The 23,197-nt window shown below is 69.9% G+C and carries 21 protein-coding genes; 12 read left to right on the top strand and 9 right to left on the bottom strand.

Going from position 1 to position 23,197, the window contains the following annotated elements; genetic code table 11:
* The first annotated feature begins 25 nt into the window (after positions 1 to 25).
* The 3 genes from rplL (at position 26) to KNO15_RS12110 (ending at position 1,577) form a co-directional block, all read left to right on the top strand.
* Complete coding sequence (rplL, locus tag KNO15_RS12120; protein WP_055917685.1) at positions 26 to 415, top strand: 50S ribosomal protein L7/L12; 390 nt, start codon at positions 26 to 28, stop codon at positions 413 to 415.
* Positions 416 to 652: 237 nt separating this feature from the next.
* Positions 653 to 790 (top strand): hypothetical protein, encoded by a 138-nt coding sequence (locus tag KNO15_RS12115; RefSeq protein WP_208041110.1) that lies wholly within the window; start codon positions 653 to 655, stop codon positions 788 to 790.
* A 91-nt stretch (positions 791 to 881) separates the two neighbouring features.
* Positions 882 to 1,577 carry a class I SAM-dependent DNA methyltransferase gene (locus KNO15_RS12110; protein WP_241703997.1) on the top strand — a complete coding sequence of 232 codons (696 nt, stop codon included), beginning with the start codon at positions 882 to 884 and terminating at the stop codon, positions 1,575 to 1,577.
* Here KNO15_RS12110 and KNO15_RS12105 read toward each other — a convergent pair.
* On the bottom strand, positions 1,541 to 2,980 hold the full coding sequence (locus KNO15_RS12105) for an amino acid permease (RefSeq protein WP_241703996.1): 1,440 nt from the start codon (positions 2,978 to 2,980) through the stop codon (positions 1,541 to 1,543). The two genes, KNO15_RS12110 and KNO15_RS12105, sit on opposite strands and share 37 nt — an antisense overlap.
* Before the next feature lie 97 nt (positions 2,981 to 3,077).
* Between KNO15_RS12105 and KNO15_RS12100 the strand changes: the two genes are divergently transcribed.
* Together KNO15_RS12100 and KNO15_RS12095 are read left to right on the top strand one after the other, a co-directional pair.
* Positions 3,078 to 3,569: a MarR family winged helix-turn-helix transcriptional regulator gene (locus KNO15_RS12100; RefSeq protein ID WP_241703995.1), complete on the top strand. Its 492-nt coding sequence runs from the start codon at positions 3,078 to 3,080 to the stop codon at positions 3,567 to 3,569.
* Positions 3,570 to 3,649: 80 nt separating this feature from the next.
* A complete protein-coding gene (locus KNO15_RS12095; RefSeq protein WP_241703994.1) occupies positions 3,650 to 4,888 on the top strand; it encodes an MFS transporter in 1,239 nt (412 codons plus the stop codon).
* A gap of 287 nt (positions 4,889 to 5,175) precedes the next feature.
* On the opposite strand, the gene KNO15_RS12090 is transcribed toward KNO15_RS12095, so the two are convergent.
* From KNO15_RS12090 to KNO15_RS12065, 6 genes are all read right to left on the bottom strand, one after another.
* The gene (locus tag KNO15_RS12090) at positions 5,176 to 6,183 is read right to left on the bottom strand and encodes a LacI family DNA-binding transcriptional regulator (RefSeq protein WP_241703993.1); all 1,008 of its coding nucleotides are present in this window, start codon (positions 6,181 to 6,183) and stop codon (positions 5,176 to 5,178) included.
* 10 nt (positions 6,184 to 6,193) lie between these two features.
* Entirely contained in the window at positions 6,194 to 6,427 is a 234-nt protein-coding gene (locus KNO15_RS12085; RefSeq protein WP_241703992.1) for a hypothetical protein, read from the bottom strand.
* A gap of 4 nt (positions 6,428 to 6,431) precedes the next feature.
* Positions 6,432 to 7,346: a carbohydrate ABC transporter permease gene (locus KNO15_RS12080; protein ID WP_241703991.1), complete on the bottom strand. Its 915-nt coding sequence runs from the start codon at positions 7,344 to 7,346 to the stop codon at positions 6,432 to 6,434.
* The gene (locus KNO15_RS12075) at positions 7,346 to 8,383 is read right to left on the bottom strand and encodes a carbohydrate ABC transporter permease (RefSeq protein ID WP_241703990.1); all 1,038 of its coding nucleotides are present in this window, start codon (positions 8,381 to 8,383) and stop codon (positions 7,346 to 7,348) included. The genes KNO15_RS12080 and KNO15_RS12075 overlap by 1 nt, the downstream gene beginning before the upstream one ends.
* Before the next feature lie 87 nt (positions 8,384 to 8,470).
* Positions 8,471 to 9,760: an ABC transporter substrate-binding protein gene (locus tag KNO15_RS12070; RefSeq protein ID WP_241703989.1), complete on the bottom strand. Its 1,290-nt coding sequence runs from the start codon at positions 9,758 to 9,760 to the stop codon at positions 8,471 to 8,473.
* A gap of 122 nt (positions 9,761 to 9,882) precedes the next feature.
* Positions 9,883 to 12,129, bottom strand: a complete 2,247-nt coding sequence (locus tag KNO15_RS12065) for a helix-turn-helix domain-containing protein (RefSeq protein ID WP_241703988.1) — start codon at positions 12,127 to 12,129, stop codon at positions 9,883 to 9,885.
* A gap of 181 nt (positions 12,130 to 12,310) precedes the next feature.
* On the opposite strand from KNO15_RS12065, the gene KNO15_RS12060 reads away from it, so the two are divergent.
* The 3 genes from KNO15_RS12060 to KNO15_RS12050 all read left to right on the top strand — a co-directional run bounded on the left by KNO15_RS12060 (position 12,311) and on the right by KNO15_RS12050 (position 18,005).
* A complete protein-coding gene (locus KNO15_RS12060; RefSeq protein ID WP_241704663.1) occupies positions 12,311 to 14,185 on the top strand; it encodes an ABC transporter ATP-binding protein in 1,875 nt (624 codons plus the stop codon).
* 115 nt (positions 14,186 to 14,300) lie between these two features.
* The gene (locus KNO15_RS12055; protein ID WP_241704662.1) at positions 14,301 to 15,542 is read left to right on the top strand and encodes an Nramp family divalent metal transporter; all 1,242 of its coding nucleotides are present in this window, start codon (positions 14,301 to 14,303) and stop codon (positions 15,540 to 15,542) included.
* A 177-nt stretch (positions 15,543 to 15,719) separates the two neighbouring features.
* Positions 15,720 to 18,005, top strand: coding sequence for an ATP-binding protein (locus KNO15_RS12050; protein ID WP_241703987.1), 2,286 nt, complete (start codon positions 15,720 to 15,722; stop codon positions 18,003 to 18,005).
* Between the two features lie 40 nt (positions 18,006 to 18,045).
* Here KNO15_RS12050 and KNO15_RS12045 read toward each other — a convergent pair whose 3' ends face one another.
* The gene (locus tag KNO15_RS12045; protein ID WP_241703986.1) at positions 18,046 to 18,714 is read right to left on the bottom strand and encodes a metal-dependent transcriptional regulator; all 669 of its coding nucleotides are present in this window, start codon (positions 18,712 to 18,714) and stop codon (positions 18,046 to 18,048) included.
* A 71-nt stretch (positions 18,715 to 18,785) separates the two neighbouring features.
* Between KNO15_RS12045 and KNO15_RS12040 the strand changes: the two genes are divergently transcribed.
* From KNO15_RS12040 to KNO15_RS12030, 3 genes are all read left to right on the top strand, one after another.
* Positions 18,786 to 20,150 (top strand): cystathionine beta-synthase, encoded by a 1,365-nt coding sequence (locus KNO15_RS12040; protein ID WP_241703985.1) that lies wholly within the window; start codon positions 18,786 to 18,788, stop codon positions 20,148 to 20,150.
* A gap of 45 nt (positions 20,151 to 20,195) precedes the next feature.
* Complete coding sequence (locus KNO15_RS12035; RefSeq protein ID WP_241703984.1) at positions 20,196 to 21,341, top strand: cystathionine gamma-synthase; 1,146 nt, start codon at positions 20,196 to 20,198, stop codon at positions 21,339 to 21,341.
* Positions 21,342 to 21,456: 115 nt separating this feature from the next.
* Positions 21,457 to 21,876, top strand: coding sequence for a VOC family protein (locus KNO15_RS12030; RefSeq protein ID WP_241703983.1), 420 nt, complete (start codon positions 21,457 to 21,459; stop codon positions 21,874 to 21,876).
* Positions 21,877 to 21,957: 81 nt separating this feature from the next.
* Here the strand turns inward: KNO15_RS12030 and KNO15_RS12025 are convergent, their stop codons facing one another.
* Complete coding sequence (locus KNO15_RS12025) at positions 21,958 to 22,782, bottom strand: hypothetical protein (RefSeq protein ID WP_241703982.1); 825 nt, start codon at positions 22,780 to 22,782, stop codon at positions 21,958 to 21,960.
* Positions 22,783 to 22,903: 121 nt separating this feature from the next.
* Between KNO15_RS12025 and KNO15_RS12020 the strand changes: the two genes are divergently transcribed.
* Positions 22,904 to 23,179, top strand: a complete 276-nt coding sequence (locus KNO15_RS12020) for a hypothetical protein (RefSeq protein WP_241703981.1) — start codon at positions 22,904 to 22,906, stop codon at positions 23,177 to 23,179.
* The last annotated feature ends 18 nt before the right edge of the window (positions 23,180 to 23,197 follow it).

Raw genomic sequence — 23,197 nt, 5'->3', positions numbered from 1 at the left:
AACCACACACACTAAGGAGAAAATCATGGCAAAGCTGTCGACTGAGGAGCTGCTCGACGCGTTCAAGGAGCTCACGCTCATTGAGCTCAGCGAGTTCGTGAAGAAGTTCGAGGAGACCTTCGAGGTCACCGCCGCCGCCCCCGTCGCCGTGGCCGCTCCGGCCGCCGGTGGTGCGGGCGCCGCTGCCGAAGAGGTCGAGGAGAAGGACTCGTTCGACGTCGTCCTCGAGGCCGCCGGTGACAAGAAGATCCAGGTCATCAAGGAGGTGCGCGCCCTCACCAGCCTCGGCCTCGGTGAGGCGAAGGCCCTCGTTGACGGCGCACCGAGCACCGTGCTCGAGGGCGCCAACAAGGAGACCGCCGAGAAGGCGAAGGCTCAGCTCGAAGAGGCTGGCGCCACCGTCAACCTCAAGTAGTCGACGCCCCGTCGGGGCTTCTTCTACCGCAGGCTGACACAGCCACGCGACGCGGACTCCTTCTGTAACAGAGTGTTCCGCGTTGTGGAGGGCGTCGCCCCCGTAACGGGGCGGCGCCCTCCGTGGCTTTAACGGCCACGGCGGCGCAGCGCGGACGCTCGTCCCACCAGAGCGTCCGATCGCGCCTGCCCGCGTGCATCGGTGTGCAAGGACGCACAACCGGAAGAAGAGACCACGATGAATACCTGGCGTACTTTCGCCTCCACCCTGCGCGGACTCGGGGCCGCGCTCCTGCACGGTGACCACCGCGACGACGGTGCCCACCCGCCGGATCTGTACCGCAGGACCCTCCTGTACGACCGGTACCTGCGGTAACCCGAAACCGAACGCCCTCATCCGCGAGCGCAACGCACATGTGCAACGCGCGCGGATGGGGGCGTTCTTCGTGCGCAGGGACCGTAGGGTCGTGAAGGTGCAGAGCGAAGACGAGGCGCGTATCGCCTACGACCTGGTGGCCGAGGGCTACGCAGCGCTGCTCGACGGCGAGCTCGAGAGGCTGCCGCTCGAGCGCGCGATGCTGACCGCCTTCCTCGAACAGGTGGAGGCGGGCGGAGGGGGCCCGATCGCCGATCTCGGCTGCGGACCCGGGCGGGTCGCCGGCTTCCTTGCGGGCATCGGCGCCGACATGCGCGGCATCGACCTCTCACCGGGCATGATCGCGGTCGCGCGCCGGGACCACCCCGCGATCCCCTTCGAGGTGGCGTCGATGGCGGAGCTGCCGTTCGGCGACGGCGAGCTCGCCGGTGCGCTGGCGTGGTACTCGATCATCCACGTGCCGCAAGACCTCCAGGACGCGGTCTTCGCCGAGTTCGCCCGGGCGCTGCGCCCCGGCGGGATGCTGCTGCTCGCGTTCCAGGTGAGCGAGGACGGCGACGAGGACATCGTCCACCTGCGTCAGGCCTACGGGCACGAGATCGACCTGCGCACGCGCCGGCAATCGCCTGCGCGCGTCGAGCGCCGCCTCGCGGAGGCCGGTTTCGCGCAGCTCGCGCAACTGGTGAGGGAGCCGATCGCGTCGGAGAAGTCGCGCCAGGCCTTCCTGCTCGCTCGGCGCTGCGTACCCGCTCAGCGGATGGCCGGCTCGGGTTCCGCCGCCTCCTGAGCGGCCGCCTCGCGCACGCGCCGCCGCACCAGGAACCAGCCGCCGACGAGCAGCGGGGTGATGAGGATGACGGCGGCACCCACGGTGATCGTGCCGGTCGGCCAGTCGAGGAGGATCAGCACCCCGACCAGGGCGAGGAAGCCCAGCGTGAGGTAGCTCGTGAACGGTGCTCCCGGCATCCGGAAGCTCGGCCTCTCGATGCGGCCGGCCTTGGCCAGGGACTGCAGCCGGAGCTGACAGACGACGATCACCCCCCACGACCACAACAGGCCGATCGAGGTCAGGTTGATCCCGATCTCGAACGCCTCGGCCGGCATGACCAGGTTGAGGCCGACGCCGATAAGCGCGACCGACCCGGTGATGAGAATGCCGCCGTACGGCACCCCCGACCGGTTCAACCGCAGGGCGACCCGGGGTGCTGCTCCCCGCTGGGCCAGCGCCCGGGCGATGCGGCCAGTGGAGTACATGCCCGCATTGAGCGACGACAGCGCCGCCGTGAGGACCACGAGGTTCATGATCGCGTCCGCGCCCTCCACGCCGATCGACGCGAAGAAGGTGACGAACGGGCTCTCGCCCGCCTTGTACGCGTCGAACGGAAGCAGAAGCGACAACAGCAGAACGGAGCCCACGTAGAAGACGGCGATGCGGACGATGATGGTGTTCACGGCGCGCGGCATGGTCTTCGCCGGGTCGGGCGTCTCGCCGGCCGCCGTGCCGATGAGTTCGATCGCGCCGTACGCGAAGACGACGCCCTGCACGACGAGGACGAGGGGCACGAGGCCGTTGGGGAAGAGCCCTCCGTTGTCGGCGAGCAGGGCGAAGCCCGGGGTGTGGCCGTCGACCGGAGTGCCGAAGACCACGAAGGTGATGCCGATCGCGAGGAACGCCAGAAGCGCCGCGACCTTGATGAGCGCGAACCAGAACTCCAGCTCGCCGAACACCTTCACCGACAGCAGGTTGAGGGCGACCACGATCACCAGGGCGGCGAGCGCGAAGATCCACTGCGGGACGTCACCGAGCACGGGCACGTACTTGCCGAAGAAGTTCATGTAGAGGGCGACGGCCGTGACGTCGACGATGCCGATCATCGCCCAGTACATCCAGTACATCCACCCGGTGACGAAGGCGAGCTTCTCGCCGAAGAACTCGCGCGCGTAGGCGACGAAGGAGCCCGAGTCGGGGCGATGCAGCACGAGTTCGCCCAGCGCACGCAGGATGAAGAACGCGAAGAGCCCGCAGACCGCGTAGACGACCAGGAGGCCCGGGCCGCCGGAGGCGAGTCGCCCTCCCGCCCCGAGGAAGAGCCCGGTGCCGATCGCCCCGCCGATGGCGATCATCTGGATGTGCCGGGGCTTGAGGCCCTTGTGATAGGTGTTCGGCTGCGCGGGATCCGTTCCGGTCATCGTGTCATTCAAGCAGGTAAGGTGCCAGATTTCGCGTCGATGTCCACTGGGTGGCAGGAGATTGATTTATATAGACAAGCTATATATAATGGTCTCCGTGAACGAAACACTGTCCTCACCCACCCGCGCCGCGGACACCGCACAGCTCCGCCAGACCCTCGGCGACCTCGTCGTCGCCAGCCACCGACTGACGCGTCTCGCCGCGCGCGTCACGGGCAACACGGAGTCGCCCGCGACGTGGCGCACGCTGAGCGTGCTGCAGAGCGCTGGGCCGATGCGGCTGGGTGAGCTCGCCGCTCAGAGCCGGGTGTCGCAGCCGACGATGACCAAGATCGTGCGCAACCTGGTCGAGTCGGAGTGGGTGAAGCGCATCGCCGACACCGACGACGCACGTGCCTGGCAGATCGCGATCACCGCGAGGGGCGCCGAGGCGCTTCAGGCCTGGCGTGACGCCCTGTCGGACGCGCTGGTCCCGATGTTTGCCGACCTGACCGAGGACGAGCTCGCCGCGATGCGCTGCACCGTCGAGGTGATCGCCTCCCGCGCCGAGCTCTCCACCGCCGCGTCGGCGGCCGTCGCCGGACGCTGAGGCTTCGCCCCGTCTTTCACCACCAGCACAGTCCCACCACCACACCACCACCACACTCGCCGAGGAGGCCTCACCCGTCCATGTCCCATCAGAAGCCGGACAACATCCTCAAGCAGCCGACCGCCGTCTGGGCGGTCGCGTTCGCGTCGGTCATAGCGTTCATGGGAATCGGTCTCGTCGACCCGATCCTCCCGGCGATCGCGGCCAGCCTGAAGGCGACGCCGACCCAGACCGAGATGCTCTTCACGAGCTACCTGCTGATCACGGGTGTCGCGATGTTCTTCACCAGCTGGATCTCCAGCCGGATCGGCGCCAAGCGCACCCTGCTGATCGGCCTCGCTCTGATCGTCGTCTTCGCGCTCGCGGCGGGACTCTCGCAGAACGTCGCCTCGATCATCGGCTTCCGGGCGGGCTGGGGGCTCGGCAACGCGCTCTTCATCTCGACCGCACTGGCGACCATCGTGGGCGCCGCCGCCGGCGGCACGTCCGCGGCGATCATCCTGTACGAAGCCGCTCTGGGCCTCGGCATCGCGATCGGCCCGCTCCTCGGCGGCCTGCTGGGCAGCTGGAGCTGGCGCGGGCCGTTCTTCGGAACCGCCACGCTGATGGCCATCGGCTTCATCGCGATCGTCGTGATGCTCAAGAAGAACCCCGAGAAGCCCGAGCCGACGAAGCTCTCCGCACCCTTCCGTGCCCTCGCCCGGCCGGCGCTCGGCTTCCTGGCCGCCGCCGCGCTGTTCTACAACATCGGCTTCTTCGTGCTGCTGGCCTACACGCCGTTCGCCTTGGCCGCCCTCGGAGTCACCGACGCGATCACCCTCGGTCTGATCTTCTTCGGCTGGGGCGTCGCTCTCGCCGTCACCTCGGTGTGGGTCGCGCCGCTGCTGACCTCCCGGCTGGCGCGGACCCGCGTGCTCTGGCTCATCATGCCGTTGCTCGCGCTCGACCTTGCCGCCGCCGGCCTCCTGGCGGGATCGATCGCCGCGCTGATCGCGTGCGTGATCGTCGGCGGTCTGCTCCTGGGCATCCTCAACACCGTCCTGACCGAGTGCGTGATGGAGGCCACCGACCTCCCGCGGTCCGTCGCCTCGAGCGCCTACTCCGGCGTCCGCTTCCTGGGTGGCGCGATCGCCCCGCCCGCCGCCACGCTGCTCGCCGACGTGTTCACGCGCTCGACGCCGTTCTACGCCGGCGCCATCTCGGTGCTGGTGGCCGCCGCCCTGGTCATGCTCGGCCACAAGCACCTCCGCCGGGTCGACGCCCCCAACGAGACCCGTGAGCAGGAAGCCGAGATCCTCGCCCTCGCCGACGCCGACTGAGCGCCGACATTCGTCACGAATGTGCGCCACCGGGGTGCGCTGCCGGCGGCGTCCGAGCCCGGAATGCGAAGAGCCGCCCTGTCCTAGTCAGGGCGGCTCTTCCCGTACCCGCACTAGGAGCGCAAGGCACGGACGACCGTCGGCGCGCGATCGTGCCTACCCGAAAGGCGCGATCGGCCAACGGCCGGTTGACACATTGTTTCAGATCCGGAGCGTTCGATCGTTCACATCCGGCCCGATTCGCGCGAATCCGGGTGAATTCGTCCCGAGGATCGATGAATTCGGCGTCAACGCGGGGGAGCGGTGGACGTTCGGACGATGAGCGTGGCGTCCGCGCGAACCGAACGGGGGCTCGGCTCCGCCCCGCCCAGCTCGTCGAGCAGGATGCGGGTCGCGGCCGCCCCCTGCTCGAACGGGCTCTGCGCCATCGTCGTCAACCCGAAGGACGCCGCGAAGTCGTGGTCGTCGATCCCGATGACCGACAGGTCCTCGGGCACCCGCAGACCGTGATCGCCCGCGGCGAGGATCGCACCCATCGCCATCTCGTCCGAGCCGGCGAACACGGCGGTCGGCCGCGGCCCCGGCTGGTCGAGCAGCCGGTTCATCGCGGCGCGGCCCTCCGGCAGCGTGAAACCGCCGGGAATGACCCACTCGGGCCGGACAGGCAGGTGTGCAGAGCGCATGGCCTTCTCGAAGCCGCGCAGCCTCCCGGTCGGGACGCTGCTGTTCAGCCCCTCCTCGTCCTCCCCGCCGAGGTGGGCGATGTCGGTGTGGCCGAGCCCGATGAGGTGGTCCGTCGCCGCGCGGGCCGTGGCCTTCTCGTCGATGCCGACACTGCGCAGCCCTTTCACCGGGCCTCCGACGACGATCGTGGGATGGCCGAGCGAGGCGAGCTGCTCGCGCTCGTCCGGGGTGAAGTCGAGGCAGAGCGCGAGCAGGGCGTCCGTGCGCTTGCGCAGGATGCTGCGGTGGAAGACGCGCTCCCGGTCTCCGCGGTGGCCGCCGAGGTTGAACAGGATCATGTCGTAGCTGGCGGACCGGAGCTCCGAGTCGACCCCCTCCAGAACCTGCGTGTAGAACCACCTGCTCACCGACGGGACGACGACGCCCAGAGCGAGCGTGCGCCCGCTGGCCAGCCCCGACGCGCTGGACGACGCCACGTAGCCGAGCTCGTCTGCGGCGCGCCGCACCGCGGCGCGTGTGGTGTCCGACACGTTCGGGAGCCCCCGCAGCGCCCGCGAAACCGTCGCCGTGGAGACGCCGGTCGCGCGCGCGACCTCCTCGATTCCAGCCATGCGCGTCCCGTCAGGAGTCCTGGGCCGCCCGTGCCTCTTCCGCCCTCAGACGCGCCGCCATACGGCGGCGCGCCTGGAGGAGCAGTATGAAGACGACGACGAGCGTGAGTGAGACCAGCGCCCAGGGGAGCGCCTGTTGCCCGGTGAGCTCGCAGACGGCGGTGATGATCACGAACGCGACACCGAAGAAGCCGACGAAGCCGAGACCGACGTCGACGAATTCCTTCGGCTCGTTCCTGCGCATCGGGTCAGCCCTTCACTCCACCTGCGGTGAGGCCCGCGACGATTCGGCGCTGGAAGATCAGCACCAGGATGATGAGCGGGACCGTCACGATCGTACCGGCAGCCATGATCGCCGTGTACGGCTCCTGGTGCGGCTGGCTTCCCGTGAAGGAGGCGATGGCCACGGTCACCGGCTGCGTCGCGTCGCTGGAGAGCTGGCTGGAGATCAGGAACTCGTTCCACGAGGAGATGAACGCCAGGATCGCGGTCGTGAACACGGCGGGCGCGGCCAGCGGCAGGATGATCTTGCGGAACGCCTGCGCCTGCGAGCACCCGTCGATCCGCGCGGCCTCCTCCAGATCCCACGGCATCTCGCGGAAGAACGAGACGAGCGTGTAGACCGTGAGCGGCAGGGCGAACGAGATCTCGGGGATGATCAGCGCCTGGTACGTGCCCATCCAGCCGATGTTCGTGAACAGCTGGAACAGCGGCGTGATCAGCGCGACGCCCGGGAACATCGAGGCGGCGAGGATGATCCCCAGGATGATGCCCTTGAACTTGAAGTCGAGGCGGGCGAGGGCGTACGACGCGAAGATGCCGACGACCAGCGAGATCAGGGTCACGCAGACGCCGATGAACAGCGAGTTCAGCAGCGCGCCGGGGAGGTTGTTCCCCAGCTTGGTCGAGAGCGCCGTCGCGTAGTTGTCGAGGGTCACGTGCGTGAACCAGGGCGTGTTGTCGCTGGTGAAGCCGACGTCGCGGAACGACGTGACGACCATCCAGTAGAACGGCAGCAGACACCAGAGCACGACGACGATCGCCTGGACGCCGGTGCGGATGCTCTGGTTCCTGTTGCGCCGCTTCGTGCGGTTCTTCGTGCGGGTCCTGGGCAGGGCGTTCGCCTCTGCCGTGGCCGATGCGGGGCCGGCGACGGTGGTCATCACTTCGCTCCCTTCGCTTGTGTCTCCTGTGTTCGCACCACGTTCGTGCCGAGGAACCGCACGAAGATGAAGGCGACGAGGAAGATCAAAATGAACGTGATGGTCGAGAGCGCTGCCGCGCTGTTGAAGCCCTGCCGGATCTGATCGACCACGAGGATCGACAGGGTCGTCGTGGCATGGCCTGTACCGCCTCCACCGCCTGTCAGGATCTGCGGCAGGTCGTAGATGCGGAGCGCGTCGAGCACACGGAACAGCACGGCGACCATCAGGGCCGGCTTCAGCAGCGGCATGGTCACCCTCCAGAACCGCTGCCAGGTGCTGGCGCCGTCCATCTTCGCCGCCTCGTAGACGTCCTCCGGGATGATCTGGAGGCCGGCCAGGATGAGCAGCGCCATGAACGGCGTCGTCTTCCAGGTGTCGGCGATGATGACCGCGAAGCGGGACGCCCATTCGTCGCTCGTCCACAGGATGTGGGCGCCGAGGACGGCGTTGGCGACGCCGGCGACCGAGAAGATGAAGAACCACAGCTTCGCGGTGACGGCGGTCGGGATGGCCCACGGGATCAGGATGGCCGCGCGGACGAAACCGCGGCCGCGGAAGGCGCGGTTCATGATGAGGGCGAACCAGAGGCCGAGGACGGTCTCGAGGATCACGGTCGTGACGGTGAAGAAGAACGTCACCCCGACCGCGCTCCAGAACGTGGAGCCGAGGTTGCCCGGCGGGCACGAGACGGTGGTGCCGTTCGGCCCCGCGCACTGCTGGAGCAGCCAGTGCGCGTAGTTCTGGAAGCCCGCGAACCCGCCCTGGACGAACAGGCCGGTCGCCGGGTCGAGCCCGGCGTCCTTCTGGAAGGACATCACGATGGCGCTGACGATCGGATATCCGATCACAACGGCGAGCAGGATGATCGTGGGGATGATCAGGTAAAAGGCCCAGCGACTCTGCTGGCGACGATTGTGCTTGACCCCGGCGCGCTGTTCAGGCTGCTTGCCGGCGTTCTTCGTTGATGAGGGGGCGACGACGTTCGGCGTTGACATGTGTGCCTCCGAAAGGAAGAGCGGGAAGTGGAGGAGCCGGGCGGCGGGAAGGGTCCCGCCGCCCGGCGACCGTGGTGGGCTCGGGTGCTACTGGCCCGAGCTCGCGGTCTTGATGGCCGCCGACATGTCCTTCAGCGCCTGGTCGACCGACTTGTCGCCCTTCAGCGCCGCGTAGGCGTTGTCCTGAACGGCCTTGGTGATGGCCGGGTAGAACGGAGACACCGGACGCGGAACCGCGTTGGCGATCGACGTCTTCAGGGTGGACAGGTAGGGCAGCTGGCTGTTCAGCGACGCGTCGTCGTACAGCGACGTCAGCACCGGAGCCAGCGAGCCCTGGGTCACGAAGAACTTCTGCGTCTCTTCGCTCTGCAGGAACTTCAGGAACTCGAAGGCCGTCGCCTTGTGCTTGCTGTACACGCTGATCGCGGCGTTGTGACCGCCCAGGCTCGAGACGCCCGGCTTGTCCGCGGTGATGCCCGGCAGCGGCGCGATGCCGAAGGTGTCCTTGACCGTCGAGGATCCGTCGGTCTTGGCCAGGCTGTACACGTAGGGCCAGTTGCGCAGGAACATCAGCTTGCCGGCCTCGAACGCCTGGCGGCCCTGCTCCTCCTGGTAGGTGATGGCCTCTGCCGGGATCTGCCCGTTCTTGAAGCCGTCCACCAGACGGGTCAGACCCGCGTTGGCCTCGGTGCTGTCGACGGTGACGGTCTTGCCGTCGTCACCGACGATGGTGCCGCCGTTGGTGTTGATGGCCTCGGCCACGTTCACCGTCAGGCCCTCGTACTGGGCGAACTGACCGGCGTAGCAGCCGATGTTGTGCGCCTTGGCGATGTCGCAGTCCTTCAGCATCTCGTCCCACGTCTTGGGCGGGTTGGAGACGAGGTCCTTGCGGTAGTAGAGGATTCCGCCGTCGGAGGTCTGCGGGGCCGCGTACTGCGTGCCGTTGTAGGTGCCCGACTTGACGGTGGGGGCGAGAAGCGCCGAGTTGTCCATCTTGAAGTTGCCGGTCAACGGCTGCAGCCAGCCCTTCGCGGCGAACTCGCCCGTCCACACGACGTCCACATCGACGACGTCGTAGTTCGGGTCCTTCGCCTGGAAGTGCTGCACGAGGTCGTCGTGCTGCTGGTCGGCCTGGTCGGTCTGCTCCTTGAAGGTGACCTTCTCGTTCGGGTGGGCCGCGTTCCACTTCTCGATGAGCGGACGGACCACGTTGGAGTTGTCCTTGCCCTGCACGTAGGTGATGGGGCCCTTGCCGTCGAGGTTGGCGTTGGCGTCTCCGCCCCCGCTGCCTCCCGATCCGCCGCCGGTGCATCCCGCAAGGGCGAGACCCGTGATGGCCACCATCCCTGCGATCACGGAGAGACGTGCTGCTTTCATTTCACTCCTCGTTGAGCTCTTGGTGCAGGCGCGGGTGCGCCCGGGCTCAACGTACTCCCGGGCCGACCATCCATGCAAGCGTTTACGTCAAGCGCTTGCATTGCGATTGGGTCACGGCACGTCTACCCGCGGGTGGGGGAGGGCCCGCCCGGGCCGCCGCGCCGCGGATGCCACCCGCGTGGCGCGCTGACGACGTCGTAGAGGTCGGCGCGGGAGCGGACGCCGCTCTTGCGCATCGCCCGTGCCAGATGGTTCTCCACCGTGCGGCCGCTGATCGAGAGCAGCTCGCCGATCTGGGCGTTCGTGAAACGTCCGGCGAGCATCGCGATCTCCAGCTCGCGACCGGTGAGGGTTGCGGCGTCGCTCCCGTCGCGGGCCGCGGCCGCCACACGCGGCGGCCAGACACCGGGCATCCGCTGGCCGCCGAGGGCTTCGGCGAGCCCCAGGAGCGCGTCACGGCGGTCCGCGTCCGTCTCGCGTCGCGCCGCCGCGAGCACCAGGTCGCCCATCGGGAACGTCGGGCCGTCGACGCAGGCGCCCGCCCGCGCGCGCACGGCGGCGGTGGTTCCGGTGTCGAGCAGCTCGACCAGACGGGCGATGCGGTGGAAGGCGGGAGCGATCAGCTCGGAGACGGCTCGCCCGAACTCGGCGGCCGCCAGCGGGCCGAAGCCGACCTCCAGACCGGCCGCCACGGTCTGCGCCGCTGCGAGCGGGAAGCCGCTCTCGCGACGGACGGCCCCTGCCCGAGCCAGTGCGGAGTCGAAGGCGGCGGGGTCGCGGTCAGGGTCGCTCAGGACGGTGTGGACCAGGTCGGCGCCCGTGCCGAAGAACGCGCCTGGGGTCGGGGCGAGCCGATGCGATTCGCTCGCGAGCGCCGAGTGCAGCTTCGCCGTCGCTCCGTCGGACCGGTGCAGGGCGTTGAGCTGGAGCAAAGCGGCGTAGAGCGGTGTGAAGGCGGCGGACGGCCTCCCGGCGAGGAGGGCGGCCTCGAGCGATCGCTCGACGAGGTGGGGATCACCGAGCCGGTGGGCTGCGAGGGTCGCGACGTAAGCGGAGGCGACGATGTCGTCCGGCGCCAGGAGGCGGACGCCGGCCTGGCGCAGCACGTCGGCTTTCGCGGCCGCCGATGCTGCGTCGCCCTCCAGCAGATCGGCGAAGGCGTCGGCAACCGGCACCGCGGGTCCTGAGCCGGCAGACGCCCGCGCACCGAGCGCGAGCCGACGCAGGGTCGCGGTGTCCCCCCGCGCGGCCGCGCGCAGGAGGTGCTGCCGCCCTTCGGCGTCCCCGTTCGACGGCTCTACCTGCAGGTCGAGCGTCGCGAGGAGAGGTCGGTCCGGCGACTCCGGCCACCCGGATGCCGCACTCGCCATCACCCGGTGGCCGGTCTCGCGCTGCCGACGGAGGCGGTCGGCGAGCAGGGCGGCGGAGACCCTGGACCGGCCCGCTCCGTACCCTGCCGCCGCGGACTCGCGGTCGCGGAACCGTTCCGCGACGAGGGGAGGCCAGGCCTGGACGCGGTCGTCGCCGCGGTCGCCCGACCAGGCCACCAGGCCGTAGTCCTCGGCGGTGCGGAGCACGTCGGCCCCTCCGATGGCCTCGGCATCGCCCAGACGCAGTGGGCCGCTCTCGGCGAGCGCAGCGACCAGGCGGCGGACCGGGGCGGCGTAGCTCCCGAGCAGCCCGTCGATCTGATGGAGGAGGTCATCGTTCCACAGCGATCTCGCCGCACGTCGCCAGACGCCGTCGCTGCGGACCAGCCGGTCGCGGTCGCGAGCGGTCGACGCCAGGAGCCGCACCAGGAGCGGACGGCCCGCGGTCTGGGCGGTCAGCACCGCCGCGAGGGCGGGATCGACCTCCCCGTCGAGCACATCCGCCGCGAGCGCGTGCGCCTCGGCCAGGCCGAGGCCGGAGAGGCGGACCACCCGCTCCGGCCACGACGGGCTGAGCGTGCGGTCGGGATCGTGCCGCCCGAAGCCGGGCAGCTCCGTGACGAGGAAGCGGACGTCCGTGCGCAGCCGGACCGTCTCGAGCACCCGGAGCGAGAACGCGTCGACGCGCTCGAGACCGTCGATGGCGATGATCGTGCCGGCGCTCACCGCCTGCGCGAGAGCGTCGGCGATCGCGCTCGGCTCCTTCGCCGGCGCCGCGCCGAGCGTCCGCAGGAGCTGCGCGGCCAGGTAGCCGGGGAGGGCGACGCCCAGGCCGTCGTCGACGACGGAGACGACCGGGTGGCGGGAGCGTTCGAGCAGCTGCACGGTGCGTCCGAGCACGGTCGAGCGTCCGCTGCCGCGGGCACCGACGATCCGAACGGATCGCCCGCGCGACAGCGCCCTGTGCGCGTCCTGGACGTCTGGGTCGAAGAGCTGCATGGTTCCGATCATGCGGACGGCTCGGCGACCTGAGTGGGCGCCCCAGCGTGAACGGATCCGTCGATAGCGTGTCCGCGCCACGACTAGGGGCGTCGGCGGTCGAAATGGAGTGTCGTCACTCGTGGGGACGGGCGCGGCGGCAGCGTCCCGCCACGGAGTTAGGCTTTCGTGTGTGAGCGGTATGCGTGGGATGGGCGGAGGCGGGATGCGATCCCGCGTCAGCGCGAGTGACGTGGACGCCCAGCGCGCGCTCAACGCCGACGCCCCGCGGATCCCGAACCTCTTCCGCCGGATCGTGACCCTCTTCGCGCCGCACAAGGGCGCGATCGTCGTGACCATGGTGCTCGTGCTGATCGGGGCCGCGCTCTCGGTCGTGCCCCCACTGCTCACGCAGCGCGCGTTCGACGAGGGGCTGTTCCCGAAGAGCGGCACGCCCGACCTGCCCGTGCTGACCGAGATCGTCGTGCTGATGATCGTGGTCTTCGTCGGGTCCGCCCTCCTGGGCGTGTGGCAGACCTACCTGACCGCGTCGGTCGGCAACCGGGTGATGGGCGCGTTGCGGGTGCGCCTGTTCTCGCACCTGCAGTCGATGGAGCTGAGCTTCTTCACCAAGACGAAGACCGGCATCATCCAGTCGCGACTCCAGAACGACGTCGGAGGCGTCGCGAGCGTGCTCACGAACACGATGTCGAGCATCCTCGGCAACACCGTGACCGTCATCGCCGCACTCGTCGCGATGCTGCTGCTGAACTGGCAGCTGACGGTCGTGGCGGTCATCCTCATGCCGATCCTGGTGATCGCGCAGCGACGGGTGGGTCAGGTGCGCGCGCGGATCGCGACGAAGACCCAGGAGTCGCTGTCGGACATGACCGCGATCACGCAGGAGACCCTGAGCGTGTCCGGGATTCTGCTGTCGAAGAGCTTCAACCGCCAGGCCGCCGAGGTGGAGCGCTACTCCGACGAGAACCGCACGCAGATCCGGCTGCAGGTCTCGCAGGCGATGAGCGGCCAGTGGTTCTTCGCGATGGTGAACATCTTCCTCTCGTCGATCCCGGCGATCGTCTACCTGGTCTCGGGCTGGCTGATCCTCGGCGGCACCACCGACATCACGGCGGGGACGATCGTCGCGTTCACGACCGTGCAAGCCCGGCTGCTCTTCCCGTTGCTGGCGCTGATGCGGGTCGCGCTCGACCTCCAGACCTCCGGCGCACTCTTCGCCCGGATCTTCGAGTACCTCGACCTGAAGCCCGCCATCGCGGACGCTCCCGATGCCACGCCCGTGGACCCCGATCGCGATCTCGGCCGTATCGAGTTCGACCATGTCGTGTTCCGCTACCCCGACGCCAGGCCGGGCGAGCGCAACACGCTCGACGACGTGTCCTTCGTGATCGAGCCGGGCGAGTTCGCCGCGTTCGTCGGTCCGAGCGGTGCGGGCAAGACCACGGTGAGCTATCTCATCCCGCGCTTCTACGACGCCACGTCCGGGCGCATCCTCTTCGGCGACACCGACCTGCGCCGGCTGCAGCAGGACTCGCTCGTCTCGCACATCGGCGTGGTGAGCCAGGAGACGTACCTGTTCCACGCCTCCATCGCCGAGAACCTGCGGTACGCGCGGCCCGACGCGACGCAGGACGAGTTGGAGGCCGCCGCCAGGCGGGCCAACATCCACGAGACCATCGTCGGCTTCCCCGACGGGTACGCGACGCTCGTCGGCGAGCGGGGCTATCGCCTCTCCGGCGGCGAGAAGCAGCGCATCGCGATCGCGCGCGTGCTCCTCAAAGACCCGGAAGTGCTGATCCTCGACGAGGCCACGAGCGCACTCGACACCATCTCGGAGCGGGTGGTGCAGCAGGCGCTCGACACGGCATCGCGCGGCCGGACGACGATCGCGATCGCCCACCGGCTCTCGACGATCGTCGCGGCGGACGTCATCTTCGTCATCGATCACGGCCAGGTGGTCGAGCGCGGCACGCACCGGGAGCTGCTGGAGCTCGACGGCGTGTACGCGCGGCTGTACCTCGAGCAGACCGAGACGGCCATCCTCGACCGGGAGTAGCGCGAGGGGCGAGTAGGCGCCCTCACCGCGTCGTTCTCGGGGCAGGTGCGTGCCCCTCGATCGCTGCGCGCTTCGATGTTAGACTCGCCTAACATTCAGATCAGGGGAGTCGATGATGGCGTTGGAGGTCGCGGAGCGGCGGTCCCGTGCACGCCCACGGCTCTGGCTGCTCCTCGGCCCCGCGTTCGTCGCCGCGATCGCCTACGTCGACCCGGGCAACGTCGCCGCCAACCTCACCGCAGGGGCGCAGTACGGGTACCTGCTCGTCTGGGTGCTCGTCGCCGCGAACGCGATCGCGGTCTTCGTGCAGTACCAGTCCGCCAAGCTCGGCATCGTGACGGGCCGCAGCCTGCCCGAGCTGCTCGGCGCCCGGCTCGGCTCGGCCGGCCGGCGCGCGTACTGGGCGCAGGCCGAGCTGGTCGCCGCCGCCACCGACATCGCCGAGGTGATCGGCGGCGCGATCGCGCTCAACCTGCTGTTCGGGCTGCCGCTGCCGCTCGGGGCGGTCCTCGTCGGCGTCGCGGCGATCGGGATCCTCGCGGTACAGTCGCGCCGGGGCCAGCGGCCGTTCGAGGCGGTGATCCTCGCGCTGCTCGGCGTGATCGCGATCGGCTTCCTCGCGGGGCTCGTCGTCAGTCCGGTGGACTGGGGGGCCGCGGCGAACGGACTGGTCCCGAGATTCGACGGCGCGCCCACTGTGCTGCTGGCCGCGAGCATGCTCGGGGCCACCGTGATGCCGCACGCGATCTACCTGCACTCCGCGCTCGCCCGCGATCGCCACGGATCGAGCGGTGACCCCGGGCGCGTCCGCACGCTGCTGCGCGCGACGCGTCTCGACGTGGTCCTCGCTCTGGTGCTGGCCGGAGCCGTCAACGTCGCGATGCTCCTGCTGGCGGCGTCGGCGCTGCCCGGGGTGGCGGGGACCGACACCATCGAGGGGGCGCACGCCGCGATCGGCGCCGCACTCGGGCCGGTCGTCGCGGCCGTCTTCGCGATCGGGCTGCTCGCCTCGGGTCTGGCCTCCACCTCGGTCGGCAGCTACGCAGGGGCCACCATCATGAGCGGGTTGCTGCGTGTCCGCGTTCCGCTGCTCGTGCGCCGCGTCGTGACGCTGATCCCCGCGGTGATCATCCTCGCGCTGGGGGTGGACCCGACCTGGGCGCTGGTGCTCTCGCAGGTGCTGCTGAGCCTCGGCATCCCGTTCGCGATGATCCCGCTGCTGCGTCTCACCGGATCGCGGGAGGTCATGGGTGCACAGGTCGACCGGACCTGGGTGCGCTGGGTCGGCGCCGGCGTCGCCGGGCTCGTCGTTGTCCTCAACCTTGCCCTGGTGCTTCTGACCGTGTCCGCGCCGTAGCTGCTTGCGCGATCGGATGCTTGCGTGATCGGATGCTTGCGCAATCGGGGTACTGCATCCAATATTCATATATAAGTGTTGGCGGCCGACGTTGAGTATCTGCAACGATTGCTTTCATCGCAGCGTTTCGAAAGAATTACGGCGGCTGAGATACAGAGCTGCAGGGGGGTCGGTTCAATGGCTGGAGCTGACCTGTGGCGCCGCGGAGCCCTTCCGACGGAGTACACCTCGTTCGTGGACCGCAAGGCGCTGCTCGCCTCTGCCCGCAGTTCCCTGGGCCAGACCCGGCTGCTGACGATCGTCGGCGCCGGCGGAGTCGGCAAGACGCGCTTCGCCATCCGGGTCGCGCAGACCGTGCGCCGGCAGTACCCGGACGGCTGCTGGTTCGTCGACCTGAGCGGTGTCAGCGGTTCCGGTTCCGTGGCGGATGAGGTGGCGAGGACCCTCGACGTCCGGGCCGTCCGGGAACCTCTCGCCGCGATCACCCACCACTTCGGTGAGACGAACGGGCTCCTGGTCCTCGACAACTGCGAGCACGTGATCGACCAGTGCGCGACGCTGGTGGCGGCCCTCCTGAAGGCGTGCCCGCAGATCAAGGTGATCGCGACGAGCCGTGAGGTGCTCCGCCTCAGCGCAGAGAAGGTCTTCGAGCTCGAGCCGCTCGATGCCACGGGCACGAGCGCTGACACGTGGTCACCCGCCGCCGCCCTGTTCGTGGAGCGGGCGTCCGCGATGATGCCCGCTCCCACGGCACCCGAGCGGGAGGCGATCGCGGAGATCTGCCGCAGGCTGGACGGACTCCCGCTGGCGATCGAGCTCGCCGCCGCGCGAGTGAGGGTGCTCGCTCCCACGGAGCTGCTCGCGCGGCTCGAGGCACCGCTCGCCTTCCTCGCGAACGGTGACCGTGACGCCCCGGCCCGGCAGCAGACGATCCGCAGCGCGATCAGCTGGAGCTACGACCTGTGCACGCCCGAGGAGCAGACGCTGTGGCGGCGCCTGTCCGTGTTCACGGCCGGCTGGGACATGGAGTCGGCCGAGGCGATGATCGCGGACGGCGAAGACGGGGCCGCCCTGGACCTCGTCCAGTCGCTGATGGAGAAATCGATCATCGTGCGCCGACCGCGCAGCGACATCGTCTACTACCGGATGCTGGACACGGTCAGGCACTTCGGTCTCGAAGCGGCGACGGACGAGGAGCTCGACGCCGCCGGTGCGTCGCTGCGTGACTGGTACCTGAAGCGCCTCGAGCGCCTCGAAGCCGAGTGGTACGGGCCGGATCAGGCCTATTGGCTGGCGATGACGAGGATCGAGCTGCCGAACCTCCGGGCCGCGATCGACTACTGCGTCTCGCATCGGGACGCGGAGCGAGCCGCCCGGCTGCTGATATCGGGCTGGCGTATCGTCTGGCAAGCGCACGGGCTGATGGGCGAGTTCTATCGCTGGGGCATGAAGGTCCTGGCCCTCGGCGAGCCGTCGACCGTGGAAGGATGTCAGCTGCTGATCAAGATCGGTGCGCTGGAGGCCACGCGCGGAGACCGCGATGCGGCCCAGCGACTGCTCGAACGAGCGGCGGTCCTCGCGGAGGCGCTCGACGACGACTTCTGCCGAGCATGGATCGTCGACGAACGCGCGACGATTCACTTCGACCAGGAGACGCCCGTTATGTGGAGGCGTGCGCTCGCCGTCGCAGGCGACGTCGCGGGGCTCCACGGGCGGACGAATCTCGAGGAGCGGATCGCGATCGGCGAGTACATCGTCGGTCACCTCGAGGAAGCAGCCCGGCGCAGGCAGCTGCTCATCGATCGTGGATTGCGAGTGGGCGACTCGTTCGAAACGGGCTACCTGCTCCTGATTTCCGGACTCACCTCGCCGCACGGCGCGTCCGATGAAGCGGTGACCATGCTCAGGCAGGCGCTGAGCCTGGCGCAGAACCTCGCAGAGCCGTTCATCCTCGCTCTCGTCGAGGAGGCGCTCGCGTATGCTGCCTCGAACACTCCCGATGCTGTGCGTGCCGCCACCCTGCTCGGGGTCACCGACCTCGCGGTGGGGACGGACGGGGCCGTGAAGGCGGCCTTCCCTCAGTTCGACTGGAGCCGGGAACAGATCGAGTCGACGGCCAGAGCCGCACTCGGCGATCGCGCGTTCCAGGCCGCGTTCGACCGCGGCAAGGACCTGACGCAAGAAGAGGGCGTGGCATACGCGCTCGGGGTCCAGCTTCCCGGTATGCGCGCGTCAGAGCGGCGCACGAAGAACTCGTCGGAGCTCACCGCTCGGGAGAGCCAGGTCGCTGCGCTCGTCGGTGAAGGCCTGACCGACCGCGAAGTCGCCGAACGACTCGTCATCTCGCGGCGGACCGCGGAAGGTCACGTCGCGAGCAGCCTGATGAAGCTCGGCTTCTCCTCCCGGGCACAGCTCGCCGCGTGGACGGTGCAGAAGTCGCTGGAGGCGGAACAGGAGCGGTGAAGAGCCGCCGACGGGGGAACCGCCTCCGAAGCGTACGCCGTCAGCCGACCGCCACCCACACCGCGGCGGCGGCGGTCGCGCCCAGTACGACTGGGGTCCCGTCGATGATCGCGGTCACGTCGCCGGCGAACGCGCGGTGCTCGTCGACGGTGAGCGAGACGTCGAGTCCGATGCCGCGCTCGCCGAGATAGCGCAGCACCGCAGGGTCGGCGTCCGAGATGCGCACGACGGTCAGCGGCACGCCCGTCCGGGCCGACAGCAGCGGCTCGGCATCCGGGCGCCGCGGGGTGCCGTCGGCCGTGGGGATCGGGTCGCCGTGCGGGTCTCGCGCCGGGAAACCGAGACGGCGGTCGATGCGGTCGACCAGCCCGTCGGAGACCGCGTGCTCCAGCACCTCAGCCTCGTCGTGCACCTCGTCCCAGCCGTAACCGAGCTCCTCCACGAGGAAGGTCTCGATGAGCCTGTGACGGCGCACCATCGCCACCGCGCCGCGGCGGCCGGCGTCCGTGAGCTCGATCCCGCCGTACGGTTCGTGCACCAGCAGCCCCTGCTCGACCAGGCGGCGGATCGCGTCGGACACCGTCGCGGCGCGCACGCCCATCCGTTCGGAGAGCTGTTTGACAGTGATCGGATCGCCCGACCACTCGGTCGCGGACCAGATCAGCTTCAGGTAATCCTGTGCCACGGGGGAGAGATCGGACACCGGCATGAGCACGAGTCTAGGCAGCCGAGCCGAAACAGAGCGAACGCGCCTCGACGCGCCCTGTTACGGTTGACGGCGTGAAGTACGCAGAGACCATCACAGACTTGGTCGGCGACACCCCGCTCGTGAAGCTCAACAGGCTGACCGAGGGGATCGCGGCGACGGTGCTCGTCAAGCTCGAGTACCTGAACCCCGGAGGTTCGTCGAAGGACCGCATCGCCTCCCGCATCATCGATGCTGCGGAGCAGGAGGGGCTGCTGAAGCCCGGCGGGACGATCGTGGAGCCGACGAGCGGCAACACGGGCGTCGGACTGGCGCTCGTCGCCCAGCAACGCGGCTACCGGTGCGTGTTCGTGCTGCCGGACAAGGTCGGCGAGGACAAGCGCAACGTGCTCACCGCGTACGGTGCGGAGATCGTGGTCACGCCCACCTCGGTGGCCCCCGAACACCCGGACTCGTACTACTCGGTCTCCGACCGGCTCGCCGCCGAGATCCCCGGCGCGTTCAAGCCGAACCAGTACTTCAATCCGAACGGGCCGCGCAGCCACTACGAGACCACCGGTCCCGAGATCTGGCGCGACACGGACGGCCGCATCACGCATCTCGTGGCCGGCGTCGGCACCGGTGGGACCATCTCGGGCACCGGCCGGTTCCTCAAGGAGGTCTCCGACGGCCGCGTCCGCATCGTCGGCGCCGATCCCGAAGGCTCCGTCTATTCCGGGGGCACCGGCCGCCCCTACCTCGTGGAGGGCGTCGGCGAGGACTTCTGGCCGGGTGCGTACGACCCGTCGGTCGTCGACGAGGTCATCCCGGTCAGCGACGCGGAGTCGTTCCACATGACCAGGCGGCTCGCGCGCGAGGAGGGCATCCTCGTCGGCGGGTCGAGCGGCATGGCGGTCGTCGCCGCCCTGCGCGCGGCAGCGGAGCTGAGCGCCGACGACATCGTCGTGGTCATCCTCCCGGACGGCGGCCGCGGCTACCTGGCGAAGATCTTCAACGACAAGTGGATGCGCTCCTACGGGTTCAGCGAGGTGCCGGACGAGGCCACTGTGCACGACGTGATCCGCACCAAGCGCGGCGACCTGCCCGACCTCGTCCACACGCATCCGACCGAGACCGTCCACGACGCCATCGAGATCATGAACACCTACGGCGTCTCGCAGCTGCCGGTGCTCACGGCCGAACCCCCCGTCGTCATGGGGGAGGTCGCCGGCGCGCTCGACGAGCGGTCGCTGGTCGACGCCGTCTTCAGCGGGCGGGCGCGCATGAACGACCCCGTCGGGGCGCACCTGGGCGAGGCGCTGCCCCTGATCGGCGTGAACGAGTCGGTCACCGCGGCACGGGCGGCGCTCGCCGTCGCCAACGCCCTGCTGGTCACGGAGGACGGCAAACCGGTCGCCGTGCTGACCCGACAGGATCTGCTCACCTATCTCAGCGAGTAGCCGCTCGCTTCCCCTCTCTCGATCTCGTAGAAGCAAAGGATCCCGATGACCCACGGTTTCGCCACGCGCGCCATCCACGTCGGCCAGGAGTTCGACCCGACCACCGGGGCGATCATCCCGCCGATCTACCAGACCTCGACGTTCGTGCAGGACGGCATCGGCGGGCTGCGCGGCGGCTACGAGTACGGTCGCGGGGGCAACCCGACGCGCACCTCCCTCGAGACGCTGCTGGCCTCCCTCGAGGGCGGCGTGAGTGCGCTGTCGTTCGCGTCCGGCCTGGCCGCCGAGGACGCCCTGCTGCGCGCTGTGCTGCGCCCGGGCGACCACGTGGTGCTCGGCAACGATGTGTACGGCGGCACCCACCGGCTGATCAACCGCATCCACGGAGCCTGGGAGGTGCGGAACACGACGGTCGACCTCGCCGACCTCGACGCCGTGCGCTCCGCGCTCGCCGTCGACGGAACGCGCGTGCTGTGGATCGAGACGCCCAGCAACCCGCTGATGAAGATCAGCGACCTCGCCGCCCTGGTCGAGCTCGGCCACGCCGTGGGAGCGCTCGTGGTCGTGGACAACACCTTCGCGTCTCCGGCGCTGCAGCAGCCGCTCTCGTTCGGCGCCGACGTCGTCGTGCACTCGACCACGAAGTACCTCGGCGGCCACTCCGACGTCATCGGCGGCGCCCTGGTCTTCGCCGACGCCGAGCTCGCGGAGAAGGCGCAGTTCATCCAGTTCGCCGCCGGTGCGGTGTCCTCGCCGATGGACGCCTGGCTCACGGTGCGCGGCATCAAGACCCTGGCCGTGCGCATGCAACGGCACACCAGCAATGCGCAGGCGATCGCGGAGGCCCTGGTCGGCCGCCCAGGCATCGACGCGGTCTACTACCCCGGGCTGCCCGACCACCCGGGTCACGCCCTCGCCGCCGCCCAGATGAGTGGCTTCGGCGGCATGCTGTCCGTCGCCCTGAGCGGCGGAGCGGCGGCCGCGCGCCGGTTCGCCGAGTCGACGGAGGTCTTCCAGCTGGCCGAGTCTCTGGGCGGTGTCGAGTCGCTCATCGGCTACCCGTCGGAGATGACGCACGCGTCCGTCCGCGGCACCGAGCTGGAGGTCCCGGACAACGTGATCCGGCTCTCGGTGGGCATCGAGGACGTCGCCGACCTCCTCGCGGACGTGGAGCAGGCGCTGACGCGGTAGCCCGCCGGCTGCTGCGCGGCGGCCCGCGACGCGGCGCGGAGTGGCTCGGATCGCGCGAGACAGCGCAGGACGAGCCGCTTCGCGTGATGTCGGTCGTGGTCGCTAGCCTGCACACATGGATCAGCGCATCAGCCTCGTCACCCTCGGAGTCCGCGACATCGCCCGCTCCCGCGCCTTCTACGAGGAAGGTCTCGGCTGGGCGCCGGCCGACGCTCCCGAGGGCGTCGTCTTCTACCAGCTGCCGGGCATGGCGTTCGCGCTGTTCGGCCGCGACGACCTGGCGGACGACGCGCGGCTGCCCATCGACGGCACCTTCAGCGGCATCACCCTCGCCTGCAACCAGCGCGACGAGGAGGCCGTCGATCGCGTGCTCGGGCAGGCCGAGGCGGCCGGCGGGCGCATCCTCAAGCCGGCGGAGCGGGTCTTCTGGGGCGGCTACTTCGGCTACTTCGCCGACCCCGACGGCCACGTGTGGGAGATCGCGTACAACCCGGGCTGGACGCTCGCCGACGACGGCACCCTCACCGTCGGCTGACCCGGGGCTTCGCGCTCTCCGAGGGGCAGGCAATCGCCCCTCACGCGCGTTCTCGGGGCGCTTGCGTGCCCTCGACAGCGGTCAGCGGGGCTGAGCAGCGGCCTCCCTCGCCCCGGCCAGCCGGTCGGCGAACGGGGCCAGGCGCGCCTTGGTCAGGTTCTGCCGGGCGATCCATCGGGCGTCGGAGTCGGTCGAGGTCGCCAGCCGCTCCAGCAGCGGCAGGCCGGCATCGGGGTGCGCGACGGCGACGACGCTGACGGCGTAGCCCAGCGCTTTGCGCAGGACACGGACGTCGTCGTCGGCGCGACGGCCGCTCGGCGTCGCCAGCAGAAGGTCGACGGCGGCCTCGACGACCTCGACCGCCTCTTCGGCGTGGCCGGCCTCCTTCAGCAAGGGAGGCTCGGCGACGGCGGCGACGGCGGCTCGCACCTCCAGCGGTTCGCCGGATCGGAGCCAGGCCCGCACGGCGCGCAGCCCGGCGCTCCAGTCGGCGCGCAGCACGCGCTGCATCCCGGTCGCCGCCATCTCGCGGACCCGCCACCGGTCGTCCACCGCGGCGGCGGTGAGGAGGCGGTCGGCGGCATCTGCTGCCGAGCCCGCTGCCACCGAGCCTGCGGCCAGCGCGGCGCAGGCCGCGAGGAACTCCTCGCCTCCTTCGGGCAGCCCCGGGTCCGATGGGGGGCCGGCAAGCCACCCGCCCAGCAGCTCGACGGCGGCGCCCCGGCCGTCGTCGGCTGTCGCACCGACGAGGTCGGCGAAGCGCGCGGCGAGCTCGAGGTTCGCACGCGGGCCGGGGAGCCGGCTCGCGCCCGCGAGTCGGCGTTCGAGCGGGGCCCGGTCACCGCCGAGGGCGCCGGCCCACAGGGCGGTGAGCTCCGAACGGTCAGGATCGGCGAGGGTGGCCATGCCGGGAGTCTAGGGTGCCGACACCCCGCCGCGTGACGAATCCGGGCCGGTCGCGTCCAACTGAGCGGACGGAGGCCGCTCCTGTCCGGAAGCGGTCGTCCCGTGAGGGGATGGTGACGACGTGGGTGCGCAGAAGGTGTCGCGAACAGGGGGCGCCGACGGTTCGGGCCGCGACTGGTCGATCAGGACGACGCGGCAGCGCCGCGAACGCGACGGTGCCGTCGCGGCCGCCGTCACCGGCATCCTGAGCATCGGCGTCTCGCTCGGCGCCCTTCTCGCCGCCGGCGACCGCGGCCTCGCCGAAGTGGCACGGGCCGGCGTGCTCGCCGGCGGCATCGTCGCCGTCGGCGTGCTCGCCGTCGGGGCGATCGCCACCGAGTCGCTTGCGTGCCGCTGAGCCTCGAGGGGCACGTAC

The sequence above is a fragment of the Leifsonia shinshuensis genome (assembly GCF_022606355.1).
Classification (GTDB): domain Bacteria; phylum Actinomycetota; class Actinomycetes; order Actinomycetales; family Microbacteriaceae; genus Leifsonia; species Leifsonia shinshuensis_B.
Note: the sequence above shows the minus strand (reverse complement) of the source record. Positions and strands in the feature narration are given on the sequence as shown.